Source organism: Arthrobacter sp. B3I9 (assembly GCF_030816935.1).
In the GTDB taxonomy this organism is placed as follows: Bacteria; Actinomycetota; Actinomycetes; order Actinomycetales; family Micrococcaceae; genus Arthrobacter.
The window spans coordinates 1,754,900-1,779,239 of sequence record NZ_JAUSYO010000001.1 but is presented as its reverse complement, the minus strand read 5'-3'; the positions used below and the strand labels follow the sequence as shown (position 1 = coordinate 1,779,239).

The following is a 24,340-nucleotide window of genomic DNA, read 5'->3' as shown; positions in this document are numbered from 1 at the left end:
AGCCCGTTTCCGGCTTAGCGGCGGACCACGGGGTTGGAGAGGCGGCCGATGCCCTCGATCTCCACCTCGAAGCGGTCGCCGGGCTGGACCTGCCCCACACCTGCGGGCGTGCCGGTCATGATGACATCGCCGGGCAGCAGGGTGAACGCGTGGGAGACAACGGAAACGAGTTCACGGACGCCGCGGATCATCTGGCTGGTGCTGCCGTCCTGGCGCAGTTCGCCATTCAACCTGCCCTGGATCTGCAGGTCTTCGGTGTCGAGTTCGGTCTCGATCCACGGGCCCAGCGGCGCGGACGTGTCAAAGCCCTTGGCCCGCGCCCATTGCAGGTCGGTCTTCTGGGCGTCGCGTGCGGTGAGGTCGTTGCCGCAGGTGTAGCCGAAAATGACGTCGTCGACGCGGTCTTCCGGAACGTCCTTGCAGATCCGGCCGATCACGACGCAGAGCTCTGCTTCGAAGGACACGTCGTCCGAGAACTCCGGCAGGATGATCGGATCATTGGGGCCGACCACCGACGTGTTCGGCTTCAGGAAAAGCAGCGGCTGCTTGGGGACTTCGTTGCCGAGTTCGTGGGCGTGCTCGACGAAGTTCCGTCCGACGCCGACCACCTTGCTGCGCGGAATGATCGGCGCCAGCAGGCGCACGTCTTCCAGCTTGTGCTTGACGGCAGTTCGCTCGACACCGTGGAAGAAGGGATCGCCGTGGATTACAGTGACTTCCTCACTGCCGGGCTCACCTTCAACAATGCCGTAGAGGGGATCAGATTCGACTACAAACCGGGCGATACGCATGGGTCCTAGCGTACCGTCTCCCAACCGGGTCGCAGGTGACGTCGTTTTGGGCGCTGAAAGCGACACCAAATGCGAGTCAGTTGGGTGCGCTGCGCAGGTAGTGCAGCTGCGCGGCGACGGAGAGTTCCGCAGCGGGCCGCACCGCGGGGTCGACGGCGGCGTAGACGGCGTCGGCCACGTCCGTCACCTCGGCGCCCGCACCCAGCTCCGCGAGGGCTGAGCGGATCTGGGCGAGCCGGTCCTGGCGGTGGTCGCGGTACGCGCGGACAATCTTGTCCAGGGCCGGCAACATGGGTCCGTGGGCCGGAAGGACGGTCGCCGGGCCCAGTTCCTCCAGCCGGTCCAGGGACCACAGGTAGTCACCGAGGGTGCCGTCGGGATAGTCCAGCACTGTCGTTCCGAGGCCCAGGATGGTGTCGCCGGTGAGCACCGACCCCCGGGCGCCGTCGCCGGGGAGGTGGAAGCAGACCGAGTCGGAGGTGTGGCCCGGCGTCGCGAGCACCCTGATCTCCACCCCGGCGGCGTGGATCACTTCGCCGTCCCGCAACGGGCTGCCGCCGTGGCAGTGGGACGGATCGGCTGCACGGACGGGGGCGCCGGTGAGTTCGGCAAAGCGCTCCGCGGCGGCCGTGTGGTCCGCATGCCGGTGGGTAATGAGGATGAGCTCCACCCGGCCGGCGCCGGCCAGGTCCCGCAGGTGCTGCTCGTCCGTCGGTCCCGGATCGACGACGACGGTGCCGGCAGCCCCCGGCGCCGCGATCACGTAGGAGTTCGTGCCATGCAGGCTCATCGGCCCGGGGTTCGGGGCAAGCCGGAAGCGCGTGAGTGCCGTGCTGCGGGCAACGTCGCGGGAGTCTTCGGGGATCACCGTTCCATCTTCCCAGAACGACGGCGGCCCCGCACCAATAGTGCGGGGCCGCCGTCGGACGCTGTGGGAACCTGACGCTGTTACGCCAGGCGGGTCAGCCAGCCGTGCGTGTCCTCGACGGTGCCGGTCTGGATGCCCAGAAGCTGCTCGCGGATGGCCATGGTGGTCTCCCCCGCGGCCGCGTCCTCGGAGCCGATGAACTCGGTCTCGTCCTTGAGCACGCCGATGGGCGTGATGACGGCGGCCGTCCCGCACGCGAAGACTTCGGTGATGTCGCCGGAGGCCACGCCGTCGCGCCATTCTGCGAGGGTGATCTTGCGCTCGGTGACTTCCCGGCCCATGTCCTTGGCCACCTGCAGAACGGACATCCGGGTGACACCCTCGAGGATGGTTCCCGTGAGCGCCGGAGTGACCAGGGATCCGTCCTTCATCACGAAGAACACGTTCATGCCGCCGAGCTCTTCGACGGCGTCGTCGTTGAAGTGGTCCAGGAACAGCACCTGCTTGCAGCCGTGGGCTTCAGCCTCCTGCTGGGCGATGAGCGAGGCGGCGTAGTTGCCGCCGCACTTGGCGGCTCCGGTCCCGCCTCGGCCCGCACGGGCGTATTCGCGGGAGATCCAGATCGAGACGGGCTTGAGTTCGCCGCCGAAGTAGTTGCCGGCCGGCGATGCGATGACGCGGAAGGACACCTCGCGGGCAGCGCGGACCCCGAGGAACGCCTCGGTGGCGATCATGAAGGGGCGCAGGTAGAGCGCTTCGCCGTCGCCGGACGGGACCCATTCCTTGTCCGCCGTGACGAGTTCGCGGATGGCTCCCAGGAAGTACTCCTCCGGCAGTTCCGGGAGGGCCAGGCGCCGGGCGGAGCTGTTCAGGCGGGCGGCATTGGCCTCGGGACGGAAGGTCCAGATGGACCCATCCGCGTGGCGGTAGGCCTTGAGCCCTTCGAAGATCTCCTGGCCGTAGTGCAGCACGGCGGCGGAAGGATCCAGCGTGATGGGACCGTAGGGTTCGATCCGCGCATCGTGCCAGCCGCCCTGGCCCTCGGCGTCGACACTGTAGTCGACCACCGCGGTGTGGTCGGTGAAGTAGTTGCCGAAACCCGGGTTCGCCAGGATGGCTGCACGCTCGTCAGCGGACTTCGGGGTTGCCGAAAGGTGCTGGGTGAATTCGACGCCATGGGCAGTCTGGGTCATGGTTCCTCCACGGTCGGCTGCCTGGTGTATGAACATGGTCCGTCGTCGGACCACGGCAGCATGTTGGTGATTCGAAACTAGCTTACGCCCGATACCGGGGCCTTCCGGTGGCGCCGGGAGGGGCCCCTCCTACAGGGCGGCGGCGACGGCGTCGCCGACGGCGCCGGTGCTGCGGACCGCGCCGTTCCGGCCCGCGATGTCGGCAGCTACGGCCGCTTCGATCTTGCGGGCGGCGGCGGCATGGCCAAGGTGGTCCAGCAGCAGGGCGGCGGAAAGGATGGCGGCCGTGGGATCGGCCTTCTGCTGCCCGGCGATGTCCGGGGCGGAACCGTGCACGGGTTCAAACATGGACGGTGCGGTCCGCTCCATGTTGATGCTGGCGGACGCTGCCAGGCCGATGCCTCCGGTCACGGCGGCGGCGAGGTCGGTGATGATGTCGCCGAAGAGGTTGTCCGTGACGATCACGTCGAAGCGGGCCGGATCGGTCACCAGGAAAATCATGGCGGCGTCGATGTGCAGGTAGTCGTGACTGACCTCGGGGAACTCTTGGGCGACGGCTTCCACGGTGCGCTTCCAGAGGTGCCCGGCATACACCAGCACGTTGTGCTTGTGCACGAGCGTCAGTTTCTTGCGCGGCCGGTCATTGGCCCGGCGGAAGGCATCCCGGACCAGGCGCTCCACGCCGTGGGCGGTGTTCAGCGACACCTCGGTGGCCACCTCGTGCGGGGTGCCGGCCCGCAGCGTTCCGCCGTTGCCCACGTAGGGTCCTTCGGTGCCCTCACGGACCACGAGGAAGTCGATGTCCCCCGGGTTAGCGAGCGGGCTGCCAACGCCGGCATACAGCTTCGAGGGCCGCAGGTTGACGAAGTGGTCGAGGCTGAAGCGCAGCTTCAGGAGCAGCTCGCGTTCGATGAGGCCCGAGGGGATCCGGGTGTCGCCAGGGGCCGCCCCGATGGCGCCGAAGAGGATGGCGTCGCGGGCGCGCAGGTCCTCGAGGGTCTCGGCCGGCAGTGTCTCCCCGGTCTCGAGCCAGTGCTGGGCGCCGAGCTTATAGTGCGTCTGCTGCAGCACGATCCCCTCGGCCGCGGCCGCCTTCGCCAGAACCTTCAGGGCCTCGGCGGTGACTTCCGGGCCGATGCCGTCGCCGGGAATAACGGCCAGATCAATCGTGGATGCGCTCATGATTTCAGCGTAGCCAAGTCATCCACATACTGGTCAACCCGTCTCATTATCCGAACACCGCGAGAAACGGCGTTATACCTCGGCCGGCTCCTCGTACTTGGGGAAGACCGGAGCCGGCGCGGGCAGGACCGTGCCGGCGGCAATCGGCTCGGAGAGGGCCGCGAACTGGCGTGCCTCGCCCTCGGGCTGTCCGAGGGTCTCGAGGATCGCGGCCGTCGCGGCCGGCATGACCGGCTGCGCCAGGATCGCCACGATACGGAGCACCTCGAGGGTGACATAGAGGACAGTGTTCATGCGTTCGACGTCGGTCTTGCGCAGCACCCAGGGCGCCTGCTCCGCAAAGTACGCGTTCGTGTCGCCCAGGGTTCCCCAGATGGCTTCGAGCGCCCGGCTGAACTCCTGCTTGTCGAAGGCGGCGCGTGCGATGTCGAGCAGGCCATTGGCCTGGCCCAGCAGCGCTGCGTCCTCGGCGCTGAAGCCGCCCGGGACCGGAACGCGTCCGTCGCAGTTCTTGGCAACCATGGACAGCGAACGCTGGGCCAGGTTGCCGAAGTTGTTGGCGAGGTCGGCGTTCATCCGGCCGACGATTGCGTCGTGGCTGTAGGAGCCGTCGGCGCCGAAAGGTACTTCGCGGAGCAGGAAGAAGCGGACCTGGTCCAGGCCGTACTGGGCCACCCAGTCAGCCGGCGCCACCACGTTGCCCAGCGACTTGGACATCTTGACGCCCTGGTTGTGCAGGAAGCCGTGGATCATGACGCGCCTGGGCAGTTCCAGCCCGGCGGACATGAGAAAGGCCGGCCAGTAGACCGCGTGGAAGCGGGAGATGTCCTTGCCGATCACGTGGACGTCTGCGGGCCAGTACTTGCGGAACAACTCGGACTCGGTGTCGGGGAAGCCGACGCCGGTCAGGTAGTTGGTCAGCGCGTCGACCCAGACGTACATGACGTGGTCCGGGTTGCCCGGGACGGGGACGCCCCATTTAAAGGAGGTGCGGCTGATGGACAGGTCCTCGAGGCCACCCTTGACGAAGCTGATGACCTCGTTGAAGCGGTTGTGCGGCGCCCCGAATTCCGGGTAGTCGGCGTAGTGGGCCAGCAGCCGGTCCTGGTAGGAGGCGAGCTTGAAGAAATAGCTTTCCTCTTCGGTCCAGGTCACCTCGGTGCCGGTTTCGGACGCGTAGCGCAGGCCGTCGGCGTGCACCTCCGTTTCGTCCTCGACGAAGTACCGCTCGTCCCGGACGGAGTACCAGCCGGCGTATTTGGACAGGTAGATGTCGCCATTGGCCTCCATCCGCTGCCACAGCGCCTTGGCGGCCGCGTAGTGGTCCTGGTCCGTGGTGCGGATGAATCGGCTCAGCGAGATGCCCAAGTCGTCGCTCATCTGCCGGAACGCGGCCGAGTTGCGGTCGGCGAGCTCCTTGACGGGGAGGCCTTCCTTCTCCGCCGTTTGCTGCATCTTGAGGCCGTGCTCGTCCGTGCCGGTCATGAAGAAGACGTCGTAGCCGTCCAGCCGCTTGAAGCGCGCCATCGCATCGGTCGCGATGACCTCATAGGCGTGGCCGATATGCGGCACGCCGTTGGGGTAGCTGATGGCGGTAGTGATGTAGAACGGGGTCTTTTCGGAAGAAGTCACTGTTTAAACCTAGATCAGTTCTGTGAGGGTATCGCTCTGGCGGACAAGTTCGTGGTCATGTGAAGCCACGAGCACGGCGATGCCGTCCGAGGTGGTGTCCTTGAGGATGCTGATGATGCGGTTGGCCGCGGAGCGGTCAAGGCTGGCCGTGGGTTCGTCCACCACGAGCACGCGGGTGCCCAGGATCAGGGCCCGGGCGATCGCCACGCGCTGGCGCTCACCGCCGGAGAGCTGTGCCGGGCGGTGGCGCATGCGCCTGCCCAGTCCCACGAGGTCCAGCAGATCCTTGGCCATGTCGCGGCGCTTGTCCACCTCGCCGTCGGGAACGGCCGGGAGCAGGACGTTCTCCAGGGCGCTCATCCCGTCGATCAGGGCACCGCCCTGGTCCACGTAGCCGATCAGGGCCCGGCGGCGGTCGGCGATCTCGTCGTCGCTCATGCTCTCGAGCGAGTCGCCTTCCCAGAAGACCCGGCCCGACGTCGGCAGGGAAAGCCCGGCGCCGACGGTCAGGATGCTGGTCTTGCCGGAGCCGCTGCGGCCGGCGATGCAGTGCATCTCACCGGCGTGGAGCGTCATGTTGAAGTCGTCCACCACGTTGACGGGTTCGGCACCGCCCTTGCCGCCGCCGTAGTGGATGGTGATGTTGCTCAGTTCCAGCGGAGTGGCGTGGTCTGCTGCCTTCACGATCGTGTTGGCGCGGGTCTGGAGGCCACCGCGGCGGGTGCTCTCCGTCATTCGGTCGTGAGCCGCCCGGTCAAGGTTTCGGTCGTTGTTCATCGGACCACTTTCGTTGCAAGGGGAATCCAGCAGAGTACAGCCACGAACCCGGCGACAGCGGCCCAGAGCGCGGCATAGGGGGCGAGGAGCAGCCCGACGCCGAGGGCGCCGACAACGCCCAGCGGCAGTGCAACTGCACCCACCATGACGTTTTCGAAGAACCGGACCTGGCCGAGCATGTCGGGGTTCCAGCCCATCGCCTGCAGCGTGCCGAGGTACTGGCGCTTGGCCTGCAACTCGAACCGGCCGGTGACCATGGTCAGCAGCAGGCCGACGGCGACGCCGGAGAGCCCCAGGATGATGCTCGGCAGCGCGATGCTGGTGGCGGCGAGACCGCTCAGGGCGGTGGCGCCGGCGGCGCGGGGGATGTCGATCAGCAGCGCGGTGAGCCCGCCCGCCGCCGCTCCGAAAACACCGACGGCGACGGCCAGCGAGATCGAGTTGAACTTGTTGGTGGTCAGCTGCCGGTTGGCGAAGGTGAGCGGTGAGTCGACAGCGATGAGCCGTTCGTCGTGCTGCGGTTCCTGGTCGATGACGTCACGGTGCCGCAGCTGCCGGGCGGCGAAGAACGCAGCACCGACGTACAGCACCACGACCGACGCCGAGACGATGGCTGTAGCGAGGTTCCAGCTGATCAGGCTCAGGACGGTTCCGGCAACGGCCAGCAGGGCCGCGCCTACAGCAAACTCGGCCAGCACCCAGGACCGGATCCTGCGCTGCGTCCAGCCCATGGCCCGCAAGGTCCCGGCCTCGCTGCGGCGCTTGCGGACGTAGCTGACGGTAGAAGCACCGGTGAGCAGCGCTGCGCCGCAGAGGGTGATGAACAGCAGGGTCAGGTTGGTGCCGGTCAGGGATCCGGAGACGGCGTCCGCGGCATCCTGGCGGACCCAGGACTGCTGGACCGTTCCGAGCGCGGATTCCTTGCCGGCGTCGTCCTTGGAGTAGCCGGGCACGAAGATGTTGGCGTCCTCGCGGGCGGACCCGGCGACGACCGTGGCCTGCAGGCCCATGTCACGGATCTCGTCGGCCAGCTTTTCCACCTCGGGCTGCGCCTGCTTCCAGCTGCCGGGCGCGTTCGCCCGGACGCGCACGGCGTCGATCACGTTGGCGTTCTGGTCGAAACCGCGGGCGGCGGCCAGGCCGTAATAGTCGGTGATGGCGCCCGCGGACTGGCTGGCGAGGCCGGTAGCGCTCAGTGAGGGCTTGAGTTCGGTGGCCGGCAGGTTTTTGCCAGCCGCGTCCTTGGTCAGGGTGAACGGCGTCGGGTCGTAGCCGCCCAGGGGCAGGCGGTTGACGTCGCCGGCGGCCTGCTTGACCTGGTCGGCGTCGAACGTGCCGTAGACCATGGCGAGCGGCGTGGCGAGCTTTTTGCCCGTCGCCAGGTTTTCCCGATAGGAGCGTTCGTCAACCGGCTCGCGCTGGGTCTGGTCCACTGCGGCGCCGTTGGCGGCCTTCGCCGGGAGGCGGTTTACGGTGACCCATTCGCCCGGGGTGGCGCTCTTGTCCACGGCCCCGTTGCCGGCGGTTTCACCGTCGGTGTACTTGGGGGCGGAGGCGAAGTTGGTGCTCCACTCAGCAGGGTTGTATAGGCCCTGGCTGAAGCTGCCGGTGTCGCCCGTCAGCTTTGTCAGATCGGTGGAGCCGGGCCAGGCCAGGGTGAACGGGGACTTGGAGACGAACGGGAGGTAGTCCTTGTCCAGCGACCGGGTGACGGTGCCGACGTCCTTGGTGACTTTGCCGGACGCGTCGATCTCCTCGATCTTGACCGAGTACTTAAGGTCCAGCGTGGTGCCTGAGCGGACGATCAGCGGGATGGCCTGCGAGTCGGCGGTCAGCTGGCCGCTGCGCTTCGCCTGCTGGTACTGGGTCATCAGCGGTGCCCAGTACTTGAGCTTGACGCCCAGGAAGTCGGGGCCTTCCTTGAGTTCGTCCATGCCGATGCCGGTGGTGAAAAGGCTTTCGAAGTGGCGCCCGACTGCGCCGGCATTGCGGGCGTCCGCGGGCGGTGCCTTTTCCAGCGGCGCCAGGAAGTCACCGGCCGCGCCAAGCAGGGCGCGTTCGGAAACAGGATCCACGGCCACGACGGACTCAGACACCTGCGGCGCCTGCGGCAGGGACACGGCGAGGTTGAAGAGGTTGTGCTCGGAGCCTCCGGCCGGGGCCGGGAACTTGATGCCGGTCTCCCCCGCCGGACCTGTGATCCGGACGTTCTTGCCGCCGGCCACCTGCTCCTCGACGAGCTTGGCCTTGCCGAGTGAGCCCTCTGCCATGGTCTTGAACAGGGTCTGCTCGGAGTGCCCGTCCGAGCTGACGGCGCTGGCCGTCAGGCGGTATTTCTTGGCGGTATCGGACAGGACCGACTTGGGGGCCGGCCATTTGCTCGGATCGGTGGCGGTCGGATCTCCGGCGGTGCCGGCCAGCCCGGCATTGAAGCCGAGGTAGTCCGTGGCTTCCAGGCGCGGGGACTCCAGGTTCTGGGTGACGCGCGAGACGAGGCTGATCGGGGCCGCCACGGAGGTGCCGGACAGCTTTCGGATGGCGTCCAGCTGCCCGAAGCTGATGCCGCCCTGGCCAGCGGCGATGTCCGGCTGCACCAGCCCGCCGTTGTCGCCGGCCTTCGCCTGGACGAGCACGTCGTAGAGGCCCCGGGAGTTCTGGTCGACCGTCCGGTTCAGCGCCGCCTGTGACTGCCCCTGGACAAGGACCGAGAGGCACATGGCCACGATCAAAATGGAGGCGGTCAGCAGAAGCACTCTGCTTCTGATGAACCTCTGGACGGCGTTCATTGGGCTCCTGAAAGCTGGGTTGCGTGCGCACACCGCAGTTCAGTCCCTACGGAAGTGAAGGCGTCCCCGGCCGGGTGTGCAAAAAGTAAAGGCCGGACCGCCGGCCGGATCCGAAGAATCGGACTCAGTTATTGTACGCAGGCCGGCCAGCTGCCGCGGACGCCGGCGGGCGTTCAAAAGCGCCGCCGGCATCCGCCAGGAGGCGGCTAGTCCTCGAGGTCCACTTCCCGAACCATGTCAGCGCCGATGCCGGCCTTGATCGCGTCCAGAACCTGCTGTGGAACGGAGCTGTCGATCGTCAGCAGGGCGAGCACCTGCCCGCCTTCGGCCTGGCGCGCCACCTGCATGCCGGCGATGTTGATGTTGTTCATGCCGAGGATGTGCCCGATGGTGCCGATGACGCCGGGGCGGTCCAGGTAGGCGACCACCACGAGGTGTTCGCTGATGGGGATTTCGACCTCGTAGCCGTTTACGCCGACCAGTTTCTGGATCTGCTTGGGCCCGGTCAGGGTGCCGGCCACGGAAATCTGGCTGCCGTCGCTGAGGGCCCCGCGCAGCGTCAGGACATTGCGGTAGGACTCGGTGTCCGGCGTCGTGATGAGGCGTACGTTGATGCCGCGCTGCTCCGCGATCACCGGGGCGTTGACGTACGAGACCTGCTCGGTGACGACGTCGGCGAAGATGCCCTTGAGTGCGGCGAGCTCGAGGACCTTCACGTCCAGCGAGGCGATTTCCCCGGCGACCTCAAGGTCGAACTGGGTGAGGGACGCGTGGGTCAGGGCAGTGAAGATACGGCCCAGCTTTTCCACCAGCGCGATGCCGGGGCGGACGTCCGGGGCGATGACGCCGCCGGCAACGTTGACCGCGTCGGGCACCAGTTCGCCGGCGAGGGCCAAACGGACCGACTTTGCCACCGAGACCCCTGCCTTCTCCTGGGCCTCGTCGGTGGAGGCGCCGAGGTGCGGGGTCACCACCACGTTGTCGAGCTTGAAGAACGGCAGGTCGGTGCTGGGCTCCTTGACGAAGACGTCGACGCCGGCACCGGCGATGTCACCGGCTTCGAGGGCCGCGTAGAGGGCTTCCTCGTCCACCAGGCCGCCGCGGGCGACGTTGACGACGTAGGCCGTGCTCTTCATCTTCTTGAAGGCATCGGCGCCCAGCATGCCGACGGTTTCCGGCGTCTTGGGCATGTGGATGGTGATGAAGTCCGACTGTGCGAGCAGCTCGTCCAGGGTCACCAGCTGCACGCCGAGCTGCGCGGCGCGGGCAGAGGTGATGTAGGGGTCGTACGCGAGGATCTTGGTGTCAAAGCCCTTCAGGCGGGCGGCGACGAGGGCACCGATCCGGCCCAGGCCGATGATGCCGATCTTCTTCTCGAACAGCTCGATGCCGGTGTACTTGGAGCGCTTCCATTCGCCGTCCTTGAGCGCGGCGGAGGCCTGCGGGATGTGCCGGGCGAGGCTGAGGATGTGGCCGACGGTGAGCTCGGCGGCCGAGACGATGTTGGACGTGGGCGCGTTGACCACCATGACGCCGGCCTGGGTGGCGGTCTTGATGTCGACGTTGTCGAGTCCGACGCCCGCACGGGCGATGACCTTGAGGTTCTTGGCGGCACCGATGGCTTCGGCGTCCAGCTGCGTGGCGGAGCGGACGAGGATCGCGTCGACGTCGGCGATTGCAGAGAGCAGCTGGGAACGGTCGGCGCCGTCGGTCTGCCGGATCTCGAAGTCGGGGCCAAGGGCCTCGATAGTGGCGGGCGAAAGTTCTTCGGCGAGCAGTACTACGGGTTTTGACACGGCTGATCCTCTGCGTTGCAGTCCGGGGGTAAATCAAGTCTAGGCTGACGGAAAGGCCGGGCTCACATTGTTAAGTGTGAACCCGGCCTCGTCGTTGAGCTGTGCCTGGCGGCTGAAGGCCGGGCTTAGCGGGCTGCGGAGCCCTCTACGTAGTCCTCGTCCTGCTGCTGCCAGGAGAACAGGGACCGCAGTTCGCGTCCGACTTCCTCGATGGGGTGCTGCTCCGCCTTGGCGCGCAGCTCCTTGAACTCGACGCCACCGTTGTCCTGGTCGTCAATGAAGCGCTTGGCGAAGGCGCCATTCTGGATGTCCGCGAGGACAGCCTTCATGTTTTCCTTCACCTCTGGGGTGATCACGCGCGGGCCGGAGACGTAGTCGCCGTACTCGGCCGTGTCCGAAACGCTCCAGCGCTGCTTGGCGATGCCGCCTTCCCACATGAGGTCGACAATGAGCTTGAGCTCGTGAAGCACCTCGAAGTAGGCGATCTGCGGCTGGTAGCCGGCCTCGGTGAGGGTCTCGAAGCCGTACTGGACCAGCTGGGACACGCCGCCGCACAGGACGGTCTGCTCCCCGAAGAGGTCGGTTTCGGTCTCTTCGGTGAAGGTGGTCTTGATGACACCGGCGCGGGTGCCGCCGATGGCCTTGGCGTAGGACTTGGCCAGCTCCCAGGCGGAACCGGAGGCGTCCTGCTCGACGGCGATGATGTCCGGGATGCCGCGGCCGGCTTCGAACTCGCGGCGCACGGTGTGGCCCGGCGCCTTCGGGGCGATCAGGATGACGTCGACGCCCTCGGGCGCCTCGATGTAGCCGAAGCGGATGTTGAAGCCGTGGGCGAAGGCGAGGGCCTTGCCGGGGGTCAGCTTGTCCTTGATCGAGTCGTTGTAGATCGAGCGCTGGTGCTGGTCCGGTGCCAGGATCATGATGACGTCGGCCCATTCGGCGGCGTCGGCAACGTTCTTGACCGTAAAGCCCGCGTTCTCGGCCTTGGCGATCGACTTCGAGCCCTCCTTGAGGGCGATGGCAACCTGGACGCCGGAATCGCGCAGGTTCAGCGCGTGGGCGTGGCCCTGGGAGCCGTAGCCGACAATGGCGACCTTGCGGCCCTGGATGATCGACAGGTCTGCGTCGTCGTCGTAGAACATTTCAGTCACTTGCGTAACTCCTCTTGAGTGGATTTCTTGTAGGTAGGTGTCTTGCGGTGCTGCGGTTAGGGCGAAGCGCGGCGCTTGGGAACTGCTAGGCGCTGCGCAGGGCCCTGTCACTCATGGAGCGGGATCCCCGCCCGACGGCAAGGGTGCCGGACTGCACGATTTCGCGGATGCCGAAAGGCTCGAGCACTGACAGGAGTGCCGTGAGCTTTTCGGGGTGGCCCGTAGCTTCAATGACGACGGACTCTGTGGAGACGTCGACAACTGAAGCGCGGAACAGGTCTGCAGCCTGGGTAACCTGCAGGCGTGTTGCGGCATCCGCACGTACCTTGACCAGGATGTGGTCGCGCTGTACGGAAGATTCGGGGGTGAGCTCGACGATCTTGATCACGTTGACCAGCTTGTTCAGCTGCTTGGTGACCTGCTCGATCAGCTCGCCGTCGGCGTCGACGACGACGGTCATGCGGGACATGCCCGGAACCTCCGTCGGGCCGACGGCCAGGGAATTGATGTTGAACGCGCGGCGGGCGAAGAGGCTGGCGACGCGGGTCAGTACACCGGGTTTGTCTTCGACCAGAACGGACAATGTGTGGCGGGTCATGTTCAGTCCTCCTCTTCCCATTCCGGGGTCATGTTGCGGGCCACCTGGATTTGGCTGTTGCTGACTCCGGCGGGGACCATCGGCCACACCATGGAGTTGGGGCTTACGACGAAGTCGATGACCACGGGGCGGTCGTTGATCTCCAGGGCCTTCTGGATGGTGGCGTCGATGTCCTCGTCGCGCTCGCAACGGAACGAAGCGCAGCCGTAGGCGTCGGCGAGCTTGACGAAGTCCGGGATCCGGATCGTGTCGTGGCCGGTGTTGAGGTCCGTGTTGGAATACCGGCCTTCATAGAACAGTGTCTGCCACTGCCGCACCATGCCGAGGGAGGAGTTGTTGATGACGGCGACCTTGATCGGGATCTTGTTGATCGCGCAGGTCGCCAGTTCCTGGTTGGTCATCTGGAAGCAGCCGTCGCCGTCGATCGCCCAGACCACCCGGTCCGGGGCGCCGACCTTGGCGCCCATGGCCGCCGGCACGGCATAGCCCATGGTGCCGGCCCCGCCCGAGTTCAGCCAGGCGTGCGGGCGTTCGTACTTGATGAACTGCGACGCCCACATCTGGTGCTGGCCGACGCCCGCCACGAACACACCTTCCGGGCCGGTGAGGGCGCCGATGCGTTGGATGACGCGCTGCGGTGCGCTCAAACCGTCCTCGGGCTCCGTCCAGCCGAGCGGGTAGGTTTCCTTCAGGTTGTTCAGGAAGGCCCACCAGGTGGCGAGGTCGGGGGCGCCGGACGCCTCGAACTGCAGGCGCACGGCCTCGGTGAGTTCCGGAATGATCTCCTTGACCGAACCCACGATCGGAACGTCCGCGGTGCGGTTCTTGGAGATTTCCGCCGGGTCGATGTCGGCGTGGATGACCTTGGCGTTCGGGGCGAACGATTTCAGGACGCCGGTCACCCGGTCATCGAAACGCGCTCCGAGGGTGATCAGAAGATCGGACTGCTGCAGCGCGGTGACCGCCGAGACAGCGCCGTGCATGCCGGGCATGCCGACATGCTGCGGGTGCGAGTCGGGGAAGACGCCGCGCGCCATCAGCGTGGTGACAACCGGGGCGCCGGTGAGTTCGGCAAGCGCGCGCAGTTCGGCAGAGGCATGCGCCTTGACGACGCCGCCGCCCACGTACAGCACAGGCTTGCTCGCGGCCGCGATCAGCCGGGCCGCTTCACGGACCTGCTTGCTGTGGCCGCGGAGCACCGGACGGTAGCCGGGAAGGTCCACCTTCGGGGGCCAGGAGAAAGTCATCTTCCCCTGCTGGGCGTCCTTGGCGACGTCCACCAGCACGGGGCCGGGCCGGCCGGTCGAGGCGAGATGGAAAGCCTCCGCCATGACGTGCGGGATGTCGTTGGGGTCGGTCACCAGGAAGGAGTGCTTCGTGATGGGCATGGTGATGCCCACGATGTCCGCTTCCTGGAAAGCATCGGTGCCGATCACTCCGCTGGAGACCTGGCCGGTGATGGCAACGAGCGGCACGGAGTCCATGTGGGCGTCCATGATGGCGGTAACGAGGTTGGTGGCACCCGGGCCCGAGGTGGCGATGCAGACGCCCACCCGTCCGGTGACCATGGCGTAGCCTTGCGCGGCGTGGCCGGCTCCCTGTTCGTGACGGACCAGAACGTGGTTCATTCGGGAAGCCATCAAGGGGTCATAGGTGGGCAGGATCGCGCCACCGGGCAAACCAAAAATATCGTCCACGCCGAGTTCTTCGAGCGAGCGGACAATAGCTTCTGAGCCGGTCATCACCGTCGGGGGTACGACGTTGTTCGGCCCAAGGACAGGAGAGACGGCGGCATTGTCGACGGCGGCGTCAGCCGGACGTTCGACGCGTTCCGGAGCCTTGCTGGCTCCAGCGGACTTTGTGGCCATCAGCGAGGGGCTGATCGGCGATCCTTTGCTCATCGGACTCTTCCTTTGGGGATCTGCTGGGGTGATCTTCTGTGATCGTGGAACTGCTGGCAGTGCGTGGTGCTGCTGGTCTTGCGTGGTGCTGGTGGTGCGGCTGGTGCGGAAATAAAAAAACCCCTCAGCCTGGGCGGCTCTTCGAGGGGTTTGCGCGTGACGGTTCGTTACCAGTGAGGGCTATGGAGCCACGCGCTTGGTAAGGACGACGACTACTACGCCGGCGGTAACGATCTCGGTCATGCGTTCAGTTTTCCCTCTTAGTGAGACGGGTGTCAACGCGTCCACTCCGCGTCTCACTATCTGGACAGCGCTGTCCACGTGTTGATCCTCTTAGCTCCCCTGCCGCTCAAGCCGCTTAGGCGGCAGGGCTTAATAAGGGGGATTCCGAGGGCCCCTGCGGGCACGGCGCCTGCGCCGTGCCCGCAGGGTAGGAATCACCCGCAGTAAGCGCCGGTGGAGGCGCTGTGGACGAGCTTGGCGTACTTGGCGAGCACGCCCTTGGTGTACCTGGCGGGCAGCGGCTCCCAGCCCACCTTGCGCGCTTCGAGCTCCGTCTCGTCGACGAGGAGGTCGAAGCTGCGGGCAGCGATGTCGACACGGATCCGGTCGCCGTCCTGGACGAAGGCGATGGGGCCGCCGTCGACCGCTTCCGGCGCGACGTGGCCGATGCAGAGGCCGGTGGTACCGCCGGAGAAGCGGCCGTCGGTCAGCAGCAGGACGTCCTTGCCCAGGCCTGCGCCCTTGATCGCGCCGGTGATGGCGAGCATTTCACGCATGCCCGGGCCGCCCTTGGGACCTTCGTAGCGGATGACGACGACGTCGCCCTTGTGGATCTCGCCGTTGTCCAGGGCGTCCAGGGCGCCCTGCTCGCGCTCGAAGACGCGCGCGGTGCCTTCGAAGACATCGGCGTCGAACCCGGCGCTCTTGACGACAGCGCCTTCCGGAGCCATGGAACCGTGCAGGATGGTGATGCCGCCGGTCTTGTGGATGGGGTTGTCCAGTGCCCGGAGGATCTTGCCGTCGACGTCCGGCGGGTTGATCGCCTCAAGGTTCTCAGCCACGGTTTTGCCGGTGACGGTGAGGCAGTCGCCGTGCAGCAGTCCGGCGTCGAGCAGGGCCTTCATGATGACCGGCACGCCGCCGATCTTGTCGACGTCGGTCATGACGTAACGGCCGAACGGCTTCAGGTCGCCCAGGTGTGGGATCTTGTCGCCGATCCGGTTGAAGTCGTCGAGGGTCAGTTCGACCTCGGCTTCCCGGGCGATGGCCAGCAGGTGCAGCACGGCGTTGGTGGAGCCACCGAAGGCCATGGTGACGGCGATGGCGTTCTCGAACGCCTTCTTGGTCATGATGTCGCGCGCGGTGATGCCGAGGCGCAGCAGGTTGACGACGGCTTCGCCGGACTTCCGGGCGAACTCGTCGCGCCGGCGGTCGGCGGACGGCGGGGCGGCCGAACCGGGAAGGGACATGCCCAACGCCTCGCCGATGCAGGCCATGGTGTTGGCCGTGTACATGCCGCCGCAGGCGCCTTCGCCCGGGCAGATGGCCTTTTCGATGCGGGTGAGGTCTTCCAGGCTCATCTTGCCGGCGGCGCAGGCGCCCACGGCCTCGAAAGCATCGATCAGGGTGACTTCCTTTTCGGAGCCGTCCTCAAGCTTGACCCAGCCGGGCATGATGGAGCCGGCGTAGAGGAAGACGCTGGCGAGGTCCAGGCGGGCGGCCGCCATCAGCATGCCGGGGAGCGACTTGTCGCAGCCGGCCAGGAGCACGGAACCGTCGATCCGCTCGGCCTGCATGACGGTCTCGACCGAGTCGGCGATGACTTCGCGGGAAACGAGGGAAAAGTGCATGCCCTCGTGTCCCATGGAGATGCCGTCGGAGACCGAGATGGTGCCGAACTGCATCGGGAACCCGCCGCCGGCGTGGACGCCTTCCTTGGCGCCCTGGGCGAGCCGGTTCAGGGAAAGGTTGCAGGGAGTGATTTCATTCCACGAACTGGCGACGCCGATCTGCGGCTTGGCGAAGTCGTCGTCGCCCATGCCGACCGCCCGGAACATCCCGCGCGCCGGAGCGGCGTGGATTCCATCGGTGACGACCCGGCTGCGTGGTTTGATGTCCGGTTTGGTGTCTGTTGTTGTTTGGGTGTCCTCACTCATGGCTCAAAGTCTAGGGTGAACCCGGGGAAGCGGACGACCACGGAGGGTGCATTAAGCGGAAAACCGGGATTATTTCGATCAAATAGTGGACTCTCGTCTCACTACGTGGACACCTCCTAGTCCCCGTGTCAGCTGAGGCGCGCTGCGTTCCGCAGTTCGGGAGCTTCCGCCACGGCCCGCGCTTCGGCTTTCAACAGGGACAGCACCTGCTGGATGGTGGTCCGGGCCGCGACGTCGGGGCGGGCCAGGGCCACGATGCTCCGGCTCGCCTTGACGCCGGACAGCGGACGCAGGACGAACCCCTGTCCCTGGTTCTTCAGCGCGGTGTAGCGCGGCAGCAGGCTGAGTCCGTGTCCCGCGCTCACAAGCGCTTCCAGGACGCGCAGATCCGGGTAAAGCTGCGCGCGGACCGCCGGCGAGTCCGCCTGCACCTCGATCTGCCGGAGGACGGTGTCGAAGGGGAAGCCCTCCGGCACGCCCATCCACGGATAGCCGATCACGTCCTGCGCACAGAGCACGTCCTTGTCGGCGAGGATGTGGCCGGCCGGGACGGCGACGTCGAGCGGCTCGTCCAGCAACGGTTCCACCACGAGGCCCTGCCGGGCGAAAACGTCCGGGCCGTCGACGCTGTGGGCCAGGACGACGTCGTAGTCGGCGGTGAGCGCCGCGAACCCGGCCACATTGGGATCCTCGAAGTGCGCCTCGAAGCGCAGCCCGTCAATCGCCTTGACCCGGTGCAGCAGCCCGGGCAGGAACATCTCGGCGGCGCTGGGGAAGAACGCGGCCTTCACGTGCGTCTGCCATCCGAGGCGGTAGATGTCGATGGTGGCTTCAGCACGGGCCATGGCCGTGGACACCTCGGCCGCTGCGGCGGCCATGGCCAGTCCCGCCTCGGTCAGGCGCACTCCGCGGCCGGACTTTTCCACGAGGACCACCCCGAGCTCCTCCTGCAGGGTCCTGAGCTGCTGGGAGACGGCGGAGGGCGTCACATTCAGAGCCTCGGCGGTGGCTCCGACCGTGCCGCGGTGGGCGAGCTCCCGGAGAATCCGCAGTCTCTTGAAATCCATGATGAGAGGCTACAGGGCGGGTTCCGCGAGGGTGGACAGCCGCCTCCGGGCGGACGTACCGTCAAGCAACGGCAACCTTGCCTCCTGGACCGAAGGGCTCTGCTATGGATTGGCTTATCTGGCTCATCGTCATCGTGGTGATTGTCGCCGTCGTCTGGTGGCTGTTGAACCGCAACTCCCGTAGTGCGGCTGGGTCCTCGGAGGCCGGTACCGTCGCGGGTACCGGCGCCCCGCCCACGGCTCCCCCGGGCGGGGAGAGGCACGACGGCGCGTTGTCCGGTGGCAGCGCCGCGGCGTCGGCCGTAGCTGCCGGTACCACCGGCATCCCCTCAGCCGCAGGGTTCGGCAACGCCGAGCCGGTGGCGCCCCGCACGGCGCAGGAGGAGCCAGCCGCCGCGCGTGAGCAGGGTGGGCAGCCCGCCGCCGGGCGTGAGCAGGGTGGGCAGCCTGCCGCCGGGACTGGGACAGTGCAGCCCGCTGCCGGGACCGGGAAGACGCAGGCCGGGGCCGGGCAGGAGCAGGCGGAGTGGGAGACGCAATGGTCGGAAACGCCGCCGGCCGAGCCGCACGCTGCCGTCCATCACGAGCCCTCCTCGGGAGCGAGCGCCGTTCAGGAAGAGCGCACGACACCGGCGGGCGCGGCTGCCGCCGGAGCAGCGAACGCGCCTGTGCACCACCCCGAATACACCCAATCGCATGCCCCCACCCTTCCCGGCGCCGAATCAGCCGCTGCTGAAGCGGGCCTGCTGGAGGAACAGGACAGGCCCGCCGACGGCTTTGCCAGCCACCGGGCGGAACCAGCCGGCCACCTCGCCCTGGACCAGCCCTATGGGGAGGGATCGGCAGCACCAAGAGCTGACGGCAGCGCTCCCGAGGGTTTCACCGTCAAGGGCGATGCTTCCTCCATGACCTATCACGACGAAAGCAGCCCGTCATACGAGGAAACCGCGGCGGGAGTCTGGTTCGAGTCGGTCGCCCACGCAGAAGCCGCCGGTTTCCGGCCGCCCCGCCGGGTTCGGCTGTAAGCGCCAGACCCGCGATCGGTCCTGACGCCAGGACCAGGGGGCCGGAAAATGATGAATGCGAGGCGGGTCAGGCAATCGGCCGCTGCCGCGATCCTACTGTCCGCGTGTGCGCTCTCTGCCTGCACTCCGGGAGCAGGCAGTGGAGCGGCGCCGTATGTCCCGGCTGCCAGCACTCCGGCCGGCGGAAGCGCGGCCGGCGGAAGCCCCGCCGCCACGAGCCCGGGCCCCGCTCCGGCCGCTCCGACCGTCGCCGAACGCATCGAGGCAGGCCTCCAGGTGCCCTGGTCCACGGTCTTCCTGCCGGACGGCACGGCCATCATTTCCGAGCGTGGCACCGCCCTGCTGAGAACTGTCAGTGGATCCGGCACCGCCGGGACGCTTGGCAAAGTGTCCGACGTCGTGCCCGCCGGCGAGGGCGGGCTGCTGGGGCTGGCCCTTTCCCCGAACTTCAGCGCCGACCGCTACCTGTACGCCTACTTCACAGCTGCGGAAGACAACCGGATCGCCCGAATGCGGGTCGACCAAAACGGCACAGGCCTGCAGCTGGCCGCCCCCGAGGTCATCTTCACCGGGATCCCGAAAGCCACAACCCACAACGGCGGCAGGATCCGGTTCGGCCCGGACGGATACCTTTACGTGGGCACCGGGGATTCACAGCGACGGGAGCAACCGCAGGATTCCAAGGCGCTAGGTGGCAAAATCCTGCGACTCACCCCCGAGGGCCATCCCGCGCCGGGAAATCCGTTCGGAGACAACCCTGTTTATAGCCTTGGGCACCGCAACGTCCAGGGACTTGCCTGGGACAGCGCCGGCCGGCTTTGGGCCAGCGAGTTCGGCCCCACCGTCGACGACGAGCTCAATCTGATTGTGCCCGGCGGCAACTACGGCTGGCCCGAGGTCACCGGGGCTCCGGGCCGGGCCGGCTTCCTCGACGCCAAGGTCGTCTGGCCCTCGACGCCGGACTCCTCCCCCAGCGGGCTCGAGATCGTTGGCGATACGGCCTATCTCGGAGCCCTTCGCGGGCAGCGTCTCTGGACCGTGCCCCTCCGCGGCGAGTCCGCCGAGGCTCCTGTGGGCTATTTCACAGGGCAGTACGGCAGGATCCGGGATGTTGCAATGGCTCCGGACGGCCGCCTGTGGGTCCTCAGCAACGAGCAAAACCCTGATTTCGTGCTGGTTCTGGACCTTCCCGGCTGATTCCAGGCATCCCGTCCCCGCCGATTTCACACTCCGGCGAAACTCGTGTAGAGTTTCATGTCGTTGCGGAGAACAACGCGGGAAATAAAAAGCCCACGGTGAAGGAAAACAACAGCTGCACCTCTAGCTCAACTGGCAGAGCAATTGACTCTTAATCAATGGGTTCCGGGTTCGAGTCCCGGGGGGTGCACCAACGAAAACCCCGTCTTTACTGGCCAAGCGGCCGGGAAAGGCGGGGTTTTGTGTTACCCGGATCGGGGCCAGCCCTTGAAATTGACGACCAAAGTACTCATCATTTCGCTTCAGGGTGGAACGACCGACCGATCAGCAGGCAAGCGAGGAAAACGTTGAAGCAGTGTCCTATCTCCGACGACGGCGTCGCGATCTGCGAACGCAGTCTAGATCCGAGCGATTACTCCGGGGCTCTTACGATCAACCAACTACTACTTCAGAGCCGCATCGGGCTGGAGCGTGTTGACGCTTCGGATCTTGAGCGGGAGATGGCAGCGGGCGCCCTTGTTGTTGATACACGGCCGGTGGACCAGCGGGACCGCGACGGAGACCTTCCGGGAGCGGTCGTCATTGACCGGAACGTTCTCGAGTGGCGGCTCGATCCTTCCAGCGCCCACCGGCTCCCGATCGCTGACGACCCCGCTCGGCGGATCGTGATCGTCTGCAATGAGGGCTACAGCTCCAGCCTCGCTGCACACACCCTGCAGCGGCTGGGGCTGGCCCGTGCGACCGACCTTATCGGCGGGTTCCAAGCCTGGGCAGCATTGCGCAAGCAGTCCGGCTAGATAACTTGCCTGCTCCCCCGGCGCGTTCACGTAACCCCCGTCTTTACTCGGCTGGCGGCCGGGAAAGACGCGGTTTTGTTTTAGGCCGTAATCCCAGTGGTCCGGCGTGCGGTTCCGCGGGTGAGGGCCAGATGTCCGCCCAAAAATCCGGCTCCTGCCGCAACGGCATTTCCGGCGAGGCCCAGGTTCCTGCCGAGGGCGTAGCGCCCGCGCATCCGTGCGATAAAGGAGCCGAGGAATAGGAAGACGGCCACGTCGGTGCCCAGGGCATGCACGGCCCCGATCCGACGCTCGGCGCCTGTCATTCCGGCCCAGTCTCCGGTGCCCGCGAGAGCTGTCGGGCCAGCCGCCGCCAGCCCGGCTCCGACCAGAAGCGCGGCGCCACCACGTGCCAGGGGTCCTGCGGCTATGTCGAGGATGGACGCACTGACCCAGCACCCGAGCGTCACGTCGGTGAGCGGCGGATGTACCGAGTGGCCAAGGACACCGGTGTGGAACAGGCTGCGCCGGGCCCAGCCGATCACCGGCCCGTAAACGAGTTCCTGGGCGACAGCCACCCGCTCTGAAATGGGGCTGTCCCCCACGGCCCGGGCCACCCGCTGCGGCAGGGACAGGACGCTCATGCCAATTACGGTAAGTCAGCCGGTTCGGCCTGTATAGAGCCGCGAGGATGCACCGTGCTGTGCAGCTGTGTGCCGGTGCTATTTCCCGGCGGCGGGCGGACAATGGGTGTATTAAATGCTCAGCGCGGAGGACGGTGTGTGTTGACTGGAAAGGTGCGTGCTGCGTTCCTTGTAGCCCTCGTAGTGGCTGGAGCGGCAGGGTGCTCCTCCAGCGGCGGATCCATGGCGCCGACGACAGCGCCGGCCCAAACAAAGACCCAGACGGCAGCGCCCGGCATGCCGATGTCCTCGCCGGCCATGACGTCCGGTATGCCGGGGACGGCGGGTTCCTCGGCGAGCGCCGCATCGATCAGCATCAAGGACTTCGACTACGGCGCTCCCATCACCGTGTCCCCTGGCGCGACCGTGATGGTGACCAACATGGACAGCGCCGAGCACACCGTGACGGCGGACCAAGGATCGGCGTTTGATGTGGAGGTCAAGGAGAACGGGGGGACGGGTACGTTTACAGCACCGACAGCGCCTGGCACGTATCCCTTCCATTGCACCTACCATCCGAACATGCACGGCACGCTGACGGTGCAGTGAGCGGGCAAAGCCGCTCCGCCGGCTCGGTCCGGGTGCGCGGAAGCGATATTGCCCTGCGTGTGGTCACTGCTGTTGCCCTGTTCATCGACGCCGGCGTCCATATCCATCTGGCGCCGGGATATCAGGCGGGCAACCATGCCGGCGTCGGGCAGGGCAACCTCTTCCTGCTCGAGTCCGGGGCCGCCATCCTCGCCGCGGTCTACGTTCTCCTGCGGGGCAGCCGGGCGGCCTACGCCGCCGCCTTCGTGGTTGGCCTGAGCGCCTTCGCGGCAGTTGTCCTGTACCGCTACGTGAACATCCCCGCCTTCGGTCCGTTCCCCGCCATGTACGAGCCGGTCTGGTTTGCGGAAAAGACCCTCAGCGCAGTGGCGGAAGCCGCCGGTGCACTCCTCGCCGGCATCGGGTTCGCCCGCGCTCGTGCTTGGCGCCCGGCCCGGAGCACCACCTGAACTACCCCTATATGCTTGTTCTTCTCCCGGCCAGGGGACCTCTGGCGCAACTTGCGGAAATTTCCGTGAACTCTTTGGCGGGGAACGGGCAATACAGAGTGTGAGCACAGACAGCGACATCATCAGGCGGTCCCGGGACAGCCCCGTAGTTTTCGGGGAGTTATACGACAGACACGCCTCAGTCATCTACAGATACGCCGCCAGACGGGCCGGCGACTTCGCCGCGGACGACGTCACGTCGGAGACCTTCCTCGTCGCGTGGGAACAGCTGGAGGCCTACGACCTCGACCGGGACGATGCCCGGCCCTGGCTCTTCGGCATCGCCACCAATCTGCTCCGCCGGCACCACCGTGCAGAAGCCCGGATGCTGAAAGCTGCGGCCAAAGCGGCGTCACGAGAGGCTGTGGGCGACGACTCGGAGCGGATTTCGGCCCGCGTGGACGCCTCGGCGGCCACCGCGCGCATTGCCCGCACGCTCAGGTCCATGGCACCCATAGATCGGGAAACGCTGCTGCTCTACGCCTGGGCCGACCTGACCTACGAGGGCATCGCCGCGGCAATGGAGGTTCCGGTGGGAACCGTCCGGTCCCGCCTGAATCGTGCCCGCCGGACGCTGCGAACCCGGCTCAACCCCCAAAGACTTGATGAAACGGAGAACGACCATGGACGACTTGCAGCTGCTCCGCGAAATGCGTAACGACATCGGCTCCGCACCCCAGGCGACGCTGGCCCGGGGCCGCAACACCCTCATGGCCGCGATCGGTTCCACCTCCCGTCCTGACGCAACAACCGGTCCGAACGCTCCGACTAAGGTGAGCCCCATCCGGCGCCGTATCCTGATGGCCTCGGCAGCCGCTGCCCTGCTCGTGGGCGGCATCGTAGCGGCCGACGTCGTCGTGCCCGGCCGCCCGGGAGCGACCGCCGAAGCGGCCGAAATCCTGAATAACGCGGCGGCAGCAACCATCCAGTCCTCCGACCCGGTGGTGGCACCGGGCCAGTACCTGAAAATCGACACGACGGCGATGTACGGCCACAGCTCCGTCGCCGCCGACGGAACCCAGGCTTTTTGGCTGGAGAAGACCGGAGGCCAGGTCTACGTCCCGGCAGACCGGAACGGGGAATGGGTCTGGAACCGCGAAGACCGGGTGCCCGCGACCTTCTTCAACGAAGCCTCCAAGGCCGCGGCAGCCAAGATGCAGGAATCGCTGGCAAAAGACCCCGGCGTGAGTCTGGTCGGCATCCAGCGTGCCCCGCGCGGCGACTTCTACGGGTCGGAGCAAACGGTTCTCAACGGCATGCCCCTTGACCAGATTTCCGGTCTTCCCCGGGACCCGAAGGCCCTTTTGGATACCATCCTTGAACGCACGAAGGGTGCCGGCCCGTCCCCCGAGATGGAGGCACTGATCACGGTTGCAGACACCCTTCGAACCGGAGTCGTCCCGGCCGAGTTACGCGCTGCCTTGTACAAGGCTGCCGCGCTCATCCCCGGCGTCACGGTCGTGGACAAGCAGGCAACACTGAACGGCAAGACCGGCGTCGCCCTGGGAATCCAATCCCCGGACGGAGGCGCCCGGCAGGAAATCATCATCGACCCGGCCACCGGATTGATGATCGGGGAACGGGACGTTGCACTCCGGGCCACCGCTGATTTCCCCGCCGGAACCGCCACTGCCTGGACCGCTGTGCAGACATCCGTGGTGGAGTCCGCTCCCTGAGCTCCGTTGCCCATGTTTTGCGCAGGATCAGCCGATGTTGGACGG

Annotated in this window: 21 protein-coding genes and 1 tRNA gene; 8 read left to right on the top strand and 14 right to left on the bottom strand. The window is 66.8% G+C overall.

The window, feature by feature from the left end; translation table 11 throughout:
• Positions 1-14 precede the first annotated feature (14 nt).
• From QFZ65_RS08375 to QFZ65_RS08315, 13 genes are all read right to left on the bottom strand, one after another.
• Positions 15-791, bottom strand: a complete 777-nt coding sequence (locus tag QFZ65_RS08375) for a fumarylacetoacetate hydrolase family protein (RefSeq protein WP_306909674.1) — start codon at positions 789-791, stop codon at positions 15-17.
• A 76-nt stretch (positions 792-867) separates the two neighbouring features.
• The gene (locus QFZ65_RS08370) at positions 868-1,659 is read right to left on the bottom strand and encodes an MBL fold metallo-hydrolase (protein ID WP_306909673.1); all 792 of its coding nucleotides are present in this window, start codon (positions 1,657-1,659) and stop codon (positions 868-870) included.
• An 80-nt stretch (positions 1,660-1,739) separates the two neighbouring features.
• Positions 1,740-2,852, bottom strand: coding sequence for a branched-chain amino acid aminotransferase (locus QFZ65_RS08365; RefSeq protein WP_306909672.1), 1,113 nt, complete (start codon positions 2,850-2,852; stop codon positions 1,740-1,742).
• A gap of 129 nt (positions 2,853-2,981) precedes the next feature.
• Positions 2,982-4,034 (bottom strand): 3-isopropylmalate dehydrogenase, encoded by a 1,053-nt coding sequence (locus tag QFZ65_RS08360; protein ID WP_306909671.1) that lies wholly within the window; start codon positions 4,032-4,034, stop codon positions 2,982-2,984.
• 72 nt (positions 4,035-4,106) lie between these two features.
• On the bottom strand, positions 4,107-5,666 hold the full coding sequence (gene metG / locus QFZ65_RS08355; RefSeq protein ID WP_306909670.1) for a methionine--tRNA ligase: 1,560 nt from the start codon (positions 5,664-5,666) through the stop codon (positions 4,107-4,109).
• A 9-nt stretch (positions 5,667-5,675) separates the two neighbouring features.
• On the bottom strand, positions 5,676-6,443 hold the full coding sequence (locus QFZ65_RS08350; protein WP_373427571.1) for an ABC transporter ATP-binding protein: 768 nt from the start codon (positions 6,441-6,443) through the stop codon (positions 5,676-5,678).
• Entirely contained in the window at positions 6,440-9,229 is a 2,790-nt protein-coding gene (locus QFZ65_RS08345) for an ABC transporter permease (RefSeq protein WP_306909669.1), read from the bottom strand. Before QFZ65_RS08345 ends, QFZ65_RS08350 begins: the two co-directional genes overlap by 4 nt.
• Positions 9,230-9,435: 206 nt before the next feature.
• The gene (gene serA / locus QFZ65_RS08340; protein ID WP_306909668.1) at positions 9,436-11,025 is read right to left on the bottom strand and encodes a phosphoglycerate dehydrogenase; all 1,590 of its coding nucleotides are present in this window, start codon (positions 11,023-11,025) and stop codon (positions 9,436-9,438) included.
• 125 nt (positions 11,026-11,150) lie between these two features.
• Positions 11,151-12,176 (bottom strand): ketol-acid reductoisomerase, encoded by a 1,026-nt coding sequence (gene ilvC / locus QFZ65_RS08335; RefSeq protein WP_306909667.1) that lies wholly within the window; start codon positions 12,174-12,176, stop codon positions 11,151-11,153.
• 85 nt (positions 12,177-12,261) lie between these two features.
• A complete protein-coding gene (ilvN, locus tag QFZ65_RS08330) occupies positions 12,262-12,774 on the bottom strand; it encodes an acetolactate synthase small subunit (protein ID WP_211878190.1) in 513 nt (170 codons plus the stop codon).
• 2 nt (positions 12,775-12,776) lie between these two features.
• Positions 12,777-14,675, bottom strand: a complete 1,899-nt coding sequence (locus QFZ65_RS08325; RefSeq protein ID WP_306909666.1) for an acetolactate synthase large subunit — start codon at positions 14,673-14,675, stop codon at positions 12,777-12,779.
• Between the two features lie 437 nt (positions 14,676-15,112).
• Positions 15,113-16,834 (bottom strand): dihydroxy-acid dehydratase, encoded by a 1,722-nt coding sequence (ilvD, locus tag QFZ65_RS08320; protein ID WP_306909665.1) that lies wholly within the window; start codon positions 16,832-16,834, stop codon positions 15,113-15,115.
• A gap of 128 nt (positions 16,835-16,962) precedes the next feature.
• The gene (locus tag QFZ65_RS08315; RefSeq protein ID WP_306909664.1) at positions 16,963-17,901 is read right to left on the bottom strand and encodes a LysR family transcriptional regulator; all 939 of its coding nucleotides are present in this window, start codon (positions 17,899-17,901) and stop codon (positions 16,963-16,965) included.
• Positions 17,902-18,005: 104 nt separating this feature from the next.
• Between QFZ65_RS08315 and QFZ65_RS08310 the strand changes: the two genes are divergently transcribed.
• The 4 genes from QFZ65_RS08310 (at position 18,006) to QFZ65_RS08295 (ending at position 20,920) form a co-directional block, all read left to right on the top strand.
• Complete coding sequence (locus tag QFZ65_RS08310) at positions 18,006-18,926, top strand: hypothetical protein (protein WP_306909663.1); 921 nt, start codon at positions 18,006-18,008, stop codon at positions 18,924-18,926.
• A 48-nt stretch (positions 18,927-18,974) separates the two neighbouring features.
• Positions 18,975-20,123 carry a sorbosone dehydrogenase family protein gene (locus QFZ65_RS08305; protein ID WP_306909662.1) on the top strand — a complete coding sequence of 383 codons (1,149 nt, stop codon included), beginning with the start codon at positions 18,975-18,977 and terminating at the stop codon, positions 20,121-20,123.
• Between the two features lie 117 nt (positions 20,124-20,240).
• Positions 20,241-20,316 (top strand) — tRNA-Lys (locus QFZ65_RS08300).
• Positions 20,317-20,470: 154 nt separating this feature from the next.
• A complete protein-coding gene (locus QFZ65_RS08295) occupies positions 20,471-20,920 on the top strand; it encodes a rhodanese-like domain-containing protein (RefSeq protein ID WP_306909661.1) in 450 nt (149 codons plus the stop codon).
• 80 nt (positions 20,921-21,000) lie between these two features.
• On the opposite strand, the gene QFZ65_RS08290 is transcribed toward QFZ65_RS08295, so the two are convergent.
• Entirely contained in the window at positions 21,001-21,543 is a 543-nt protein-coding gene (locus tag QFZ65_RS08290; protein ID WP_306909660.1) for a hypothetical protein, read from the bottom strand.
• 153 nt (positions 21,544-21,696) lie between these two features.
• Between QFZ65_RS08290 and QFZ65_RS08285 the strand changes: the two genes are divergently transcribed.
• The 4 genes from QFZ65_RS08285 to QFZ65_RS08270 all read left to right on the top strand — a co-directional run bounded on the left by QFZ65_RS08285 (position 21,697) and on the right by QFZ65_RS08270 (position 24,295).
• Entirely contained in the window at positions 21,697-22,131 is a 435-nt protein-coding gene (locus QFZ65_RS08285; RefSeq protein ID WP_306909659.1) for a cupredoxin domain-containing protein, read from the top strand.
• Positions 22,128-22,580 (top strand): hypothetical protein, encoded by a 453-nt coding sequence (locus QFZ65_RS08280; RefSeq protein ID WP_306909658.1) that lies wholly within the window; start codon positions 22,128-22,130, stop codon positions 22,578-22,580. Before QFZ65_RS08285 ends, QFZ65_RS08280 begins: the two co-directional genes overlap by 4 nt.
• 100 nt (positions 22,581-22,680) lie before the next feature.
• Positions 22,681-23,277 (top strand): RNA polymerase sigma factor, encoded by a 597-nt coding sequence (locus tag QFZ65_RS08275; protein ID WP_306909657.1) that lies wholly within the window; start codon positions 22,681-22,683, stop codon positions 23,275-23,277.
• Positions 23,243-24,295, top strand: a complete 1,053-nt coding sequence (locus tag QFZ65_RS08270; protein WP_306909656.1) for a CU044_5270 family protein — start codon at positions 23,243-23,245, stop codon at positions 24,293-24,295. The genes QFZ65_RS08275 and QFZ65_RS08270 overlap by 35 nt, the downstream gene beginning before the upstream one ends.
• Positions 24,296-24,340 lie beyond the last annotated feature (45 nt).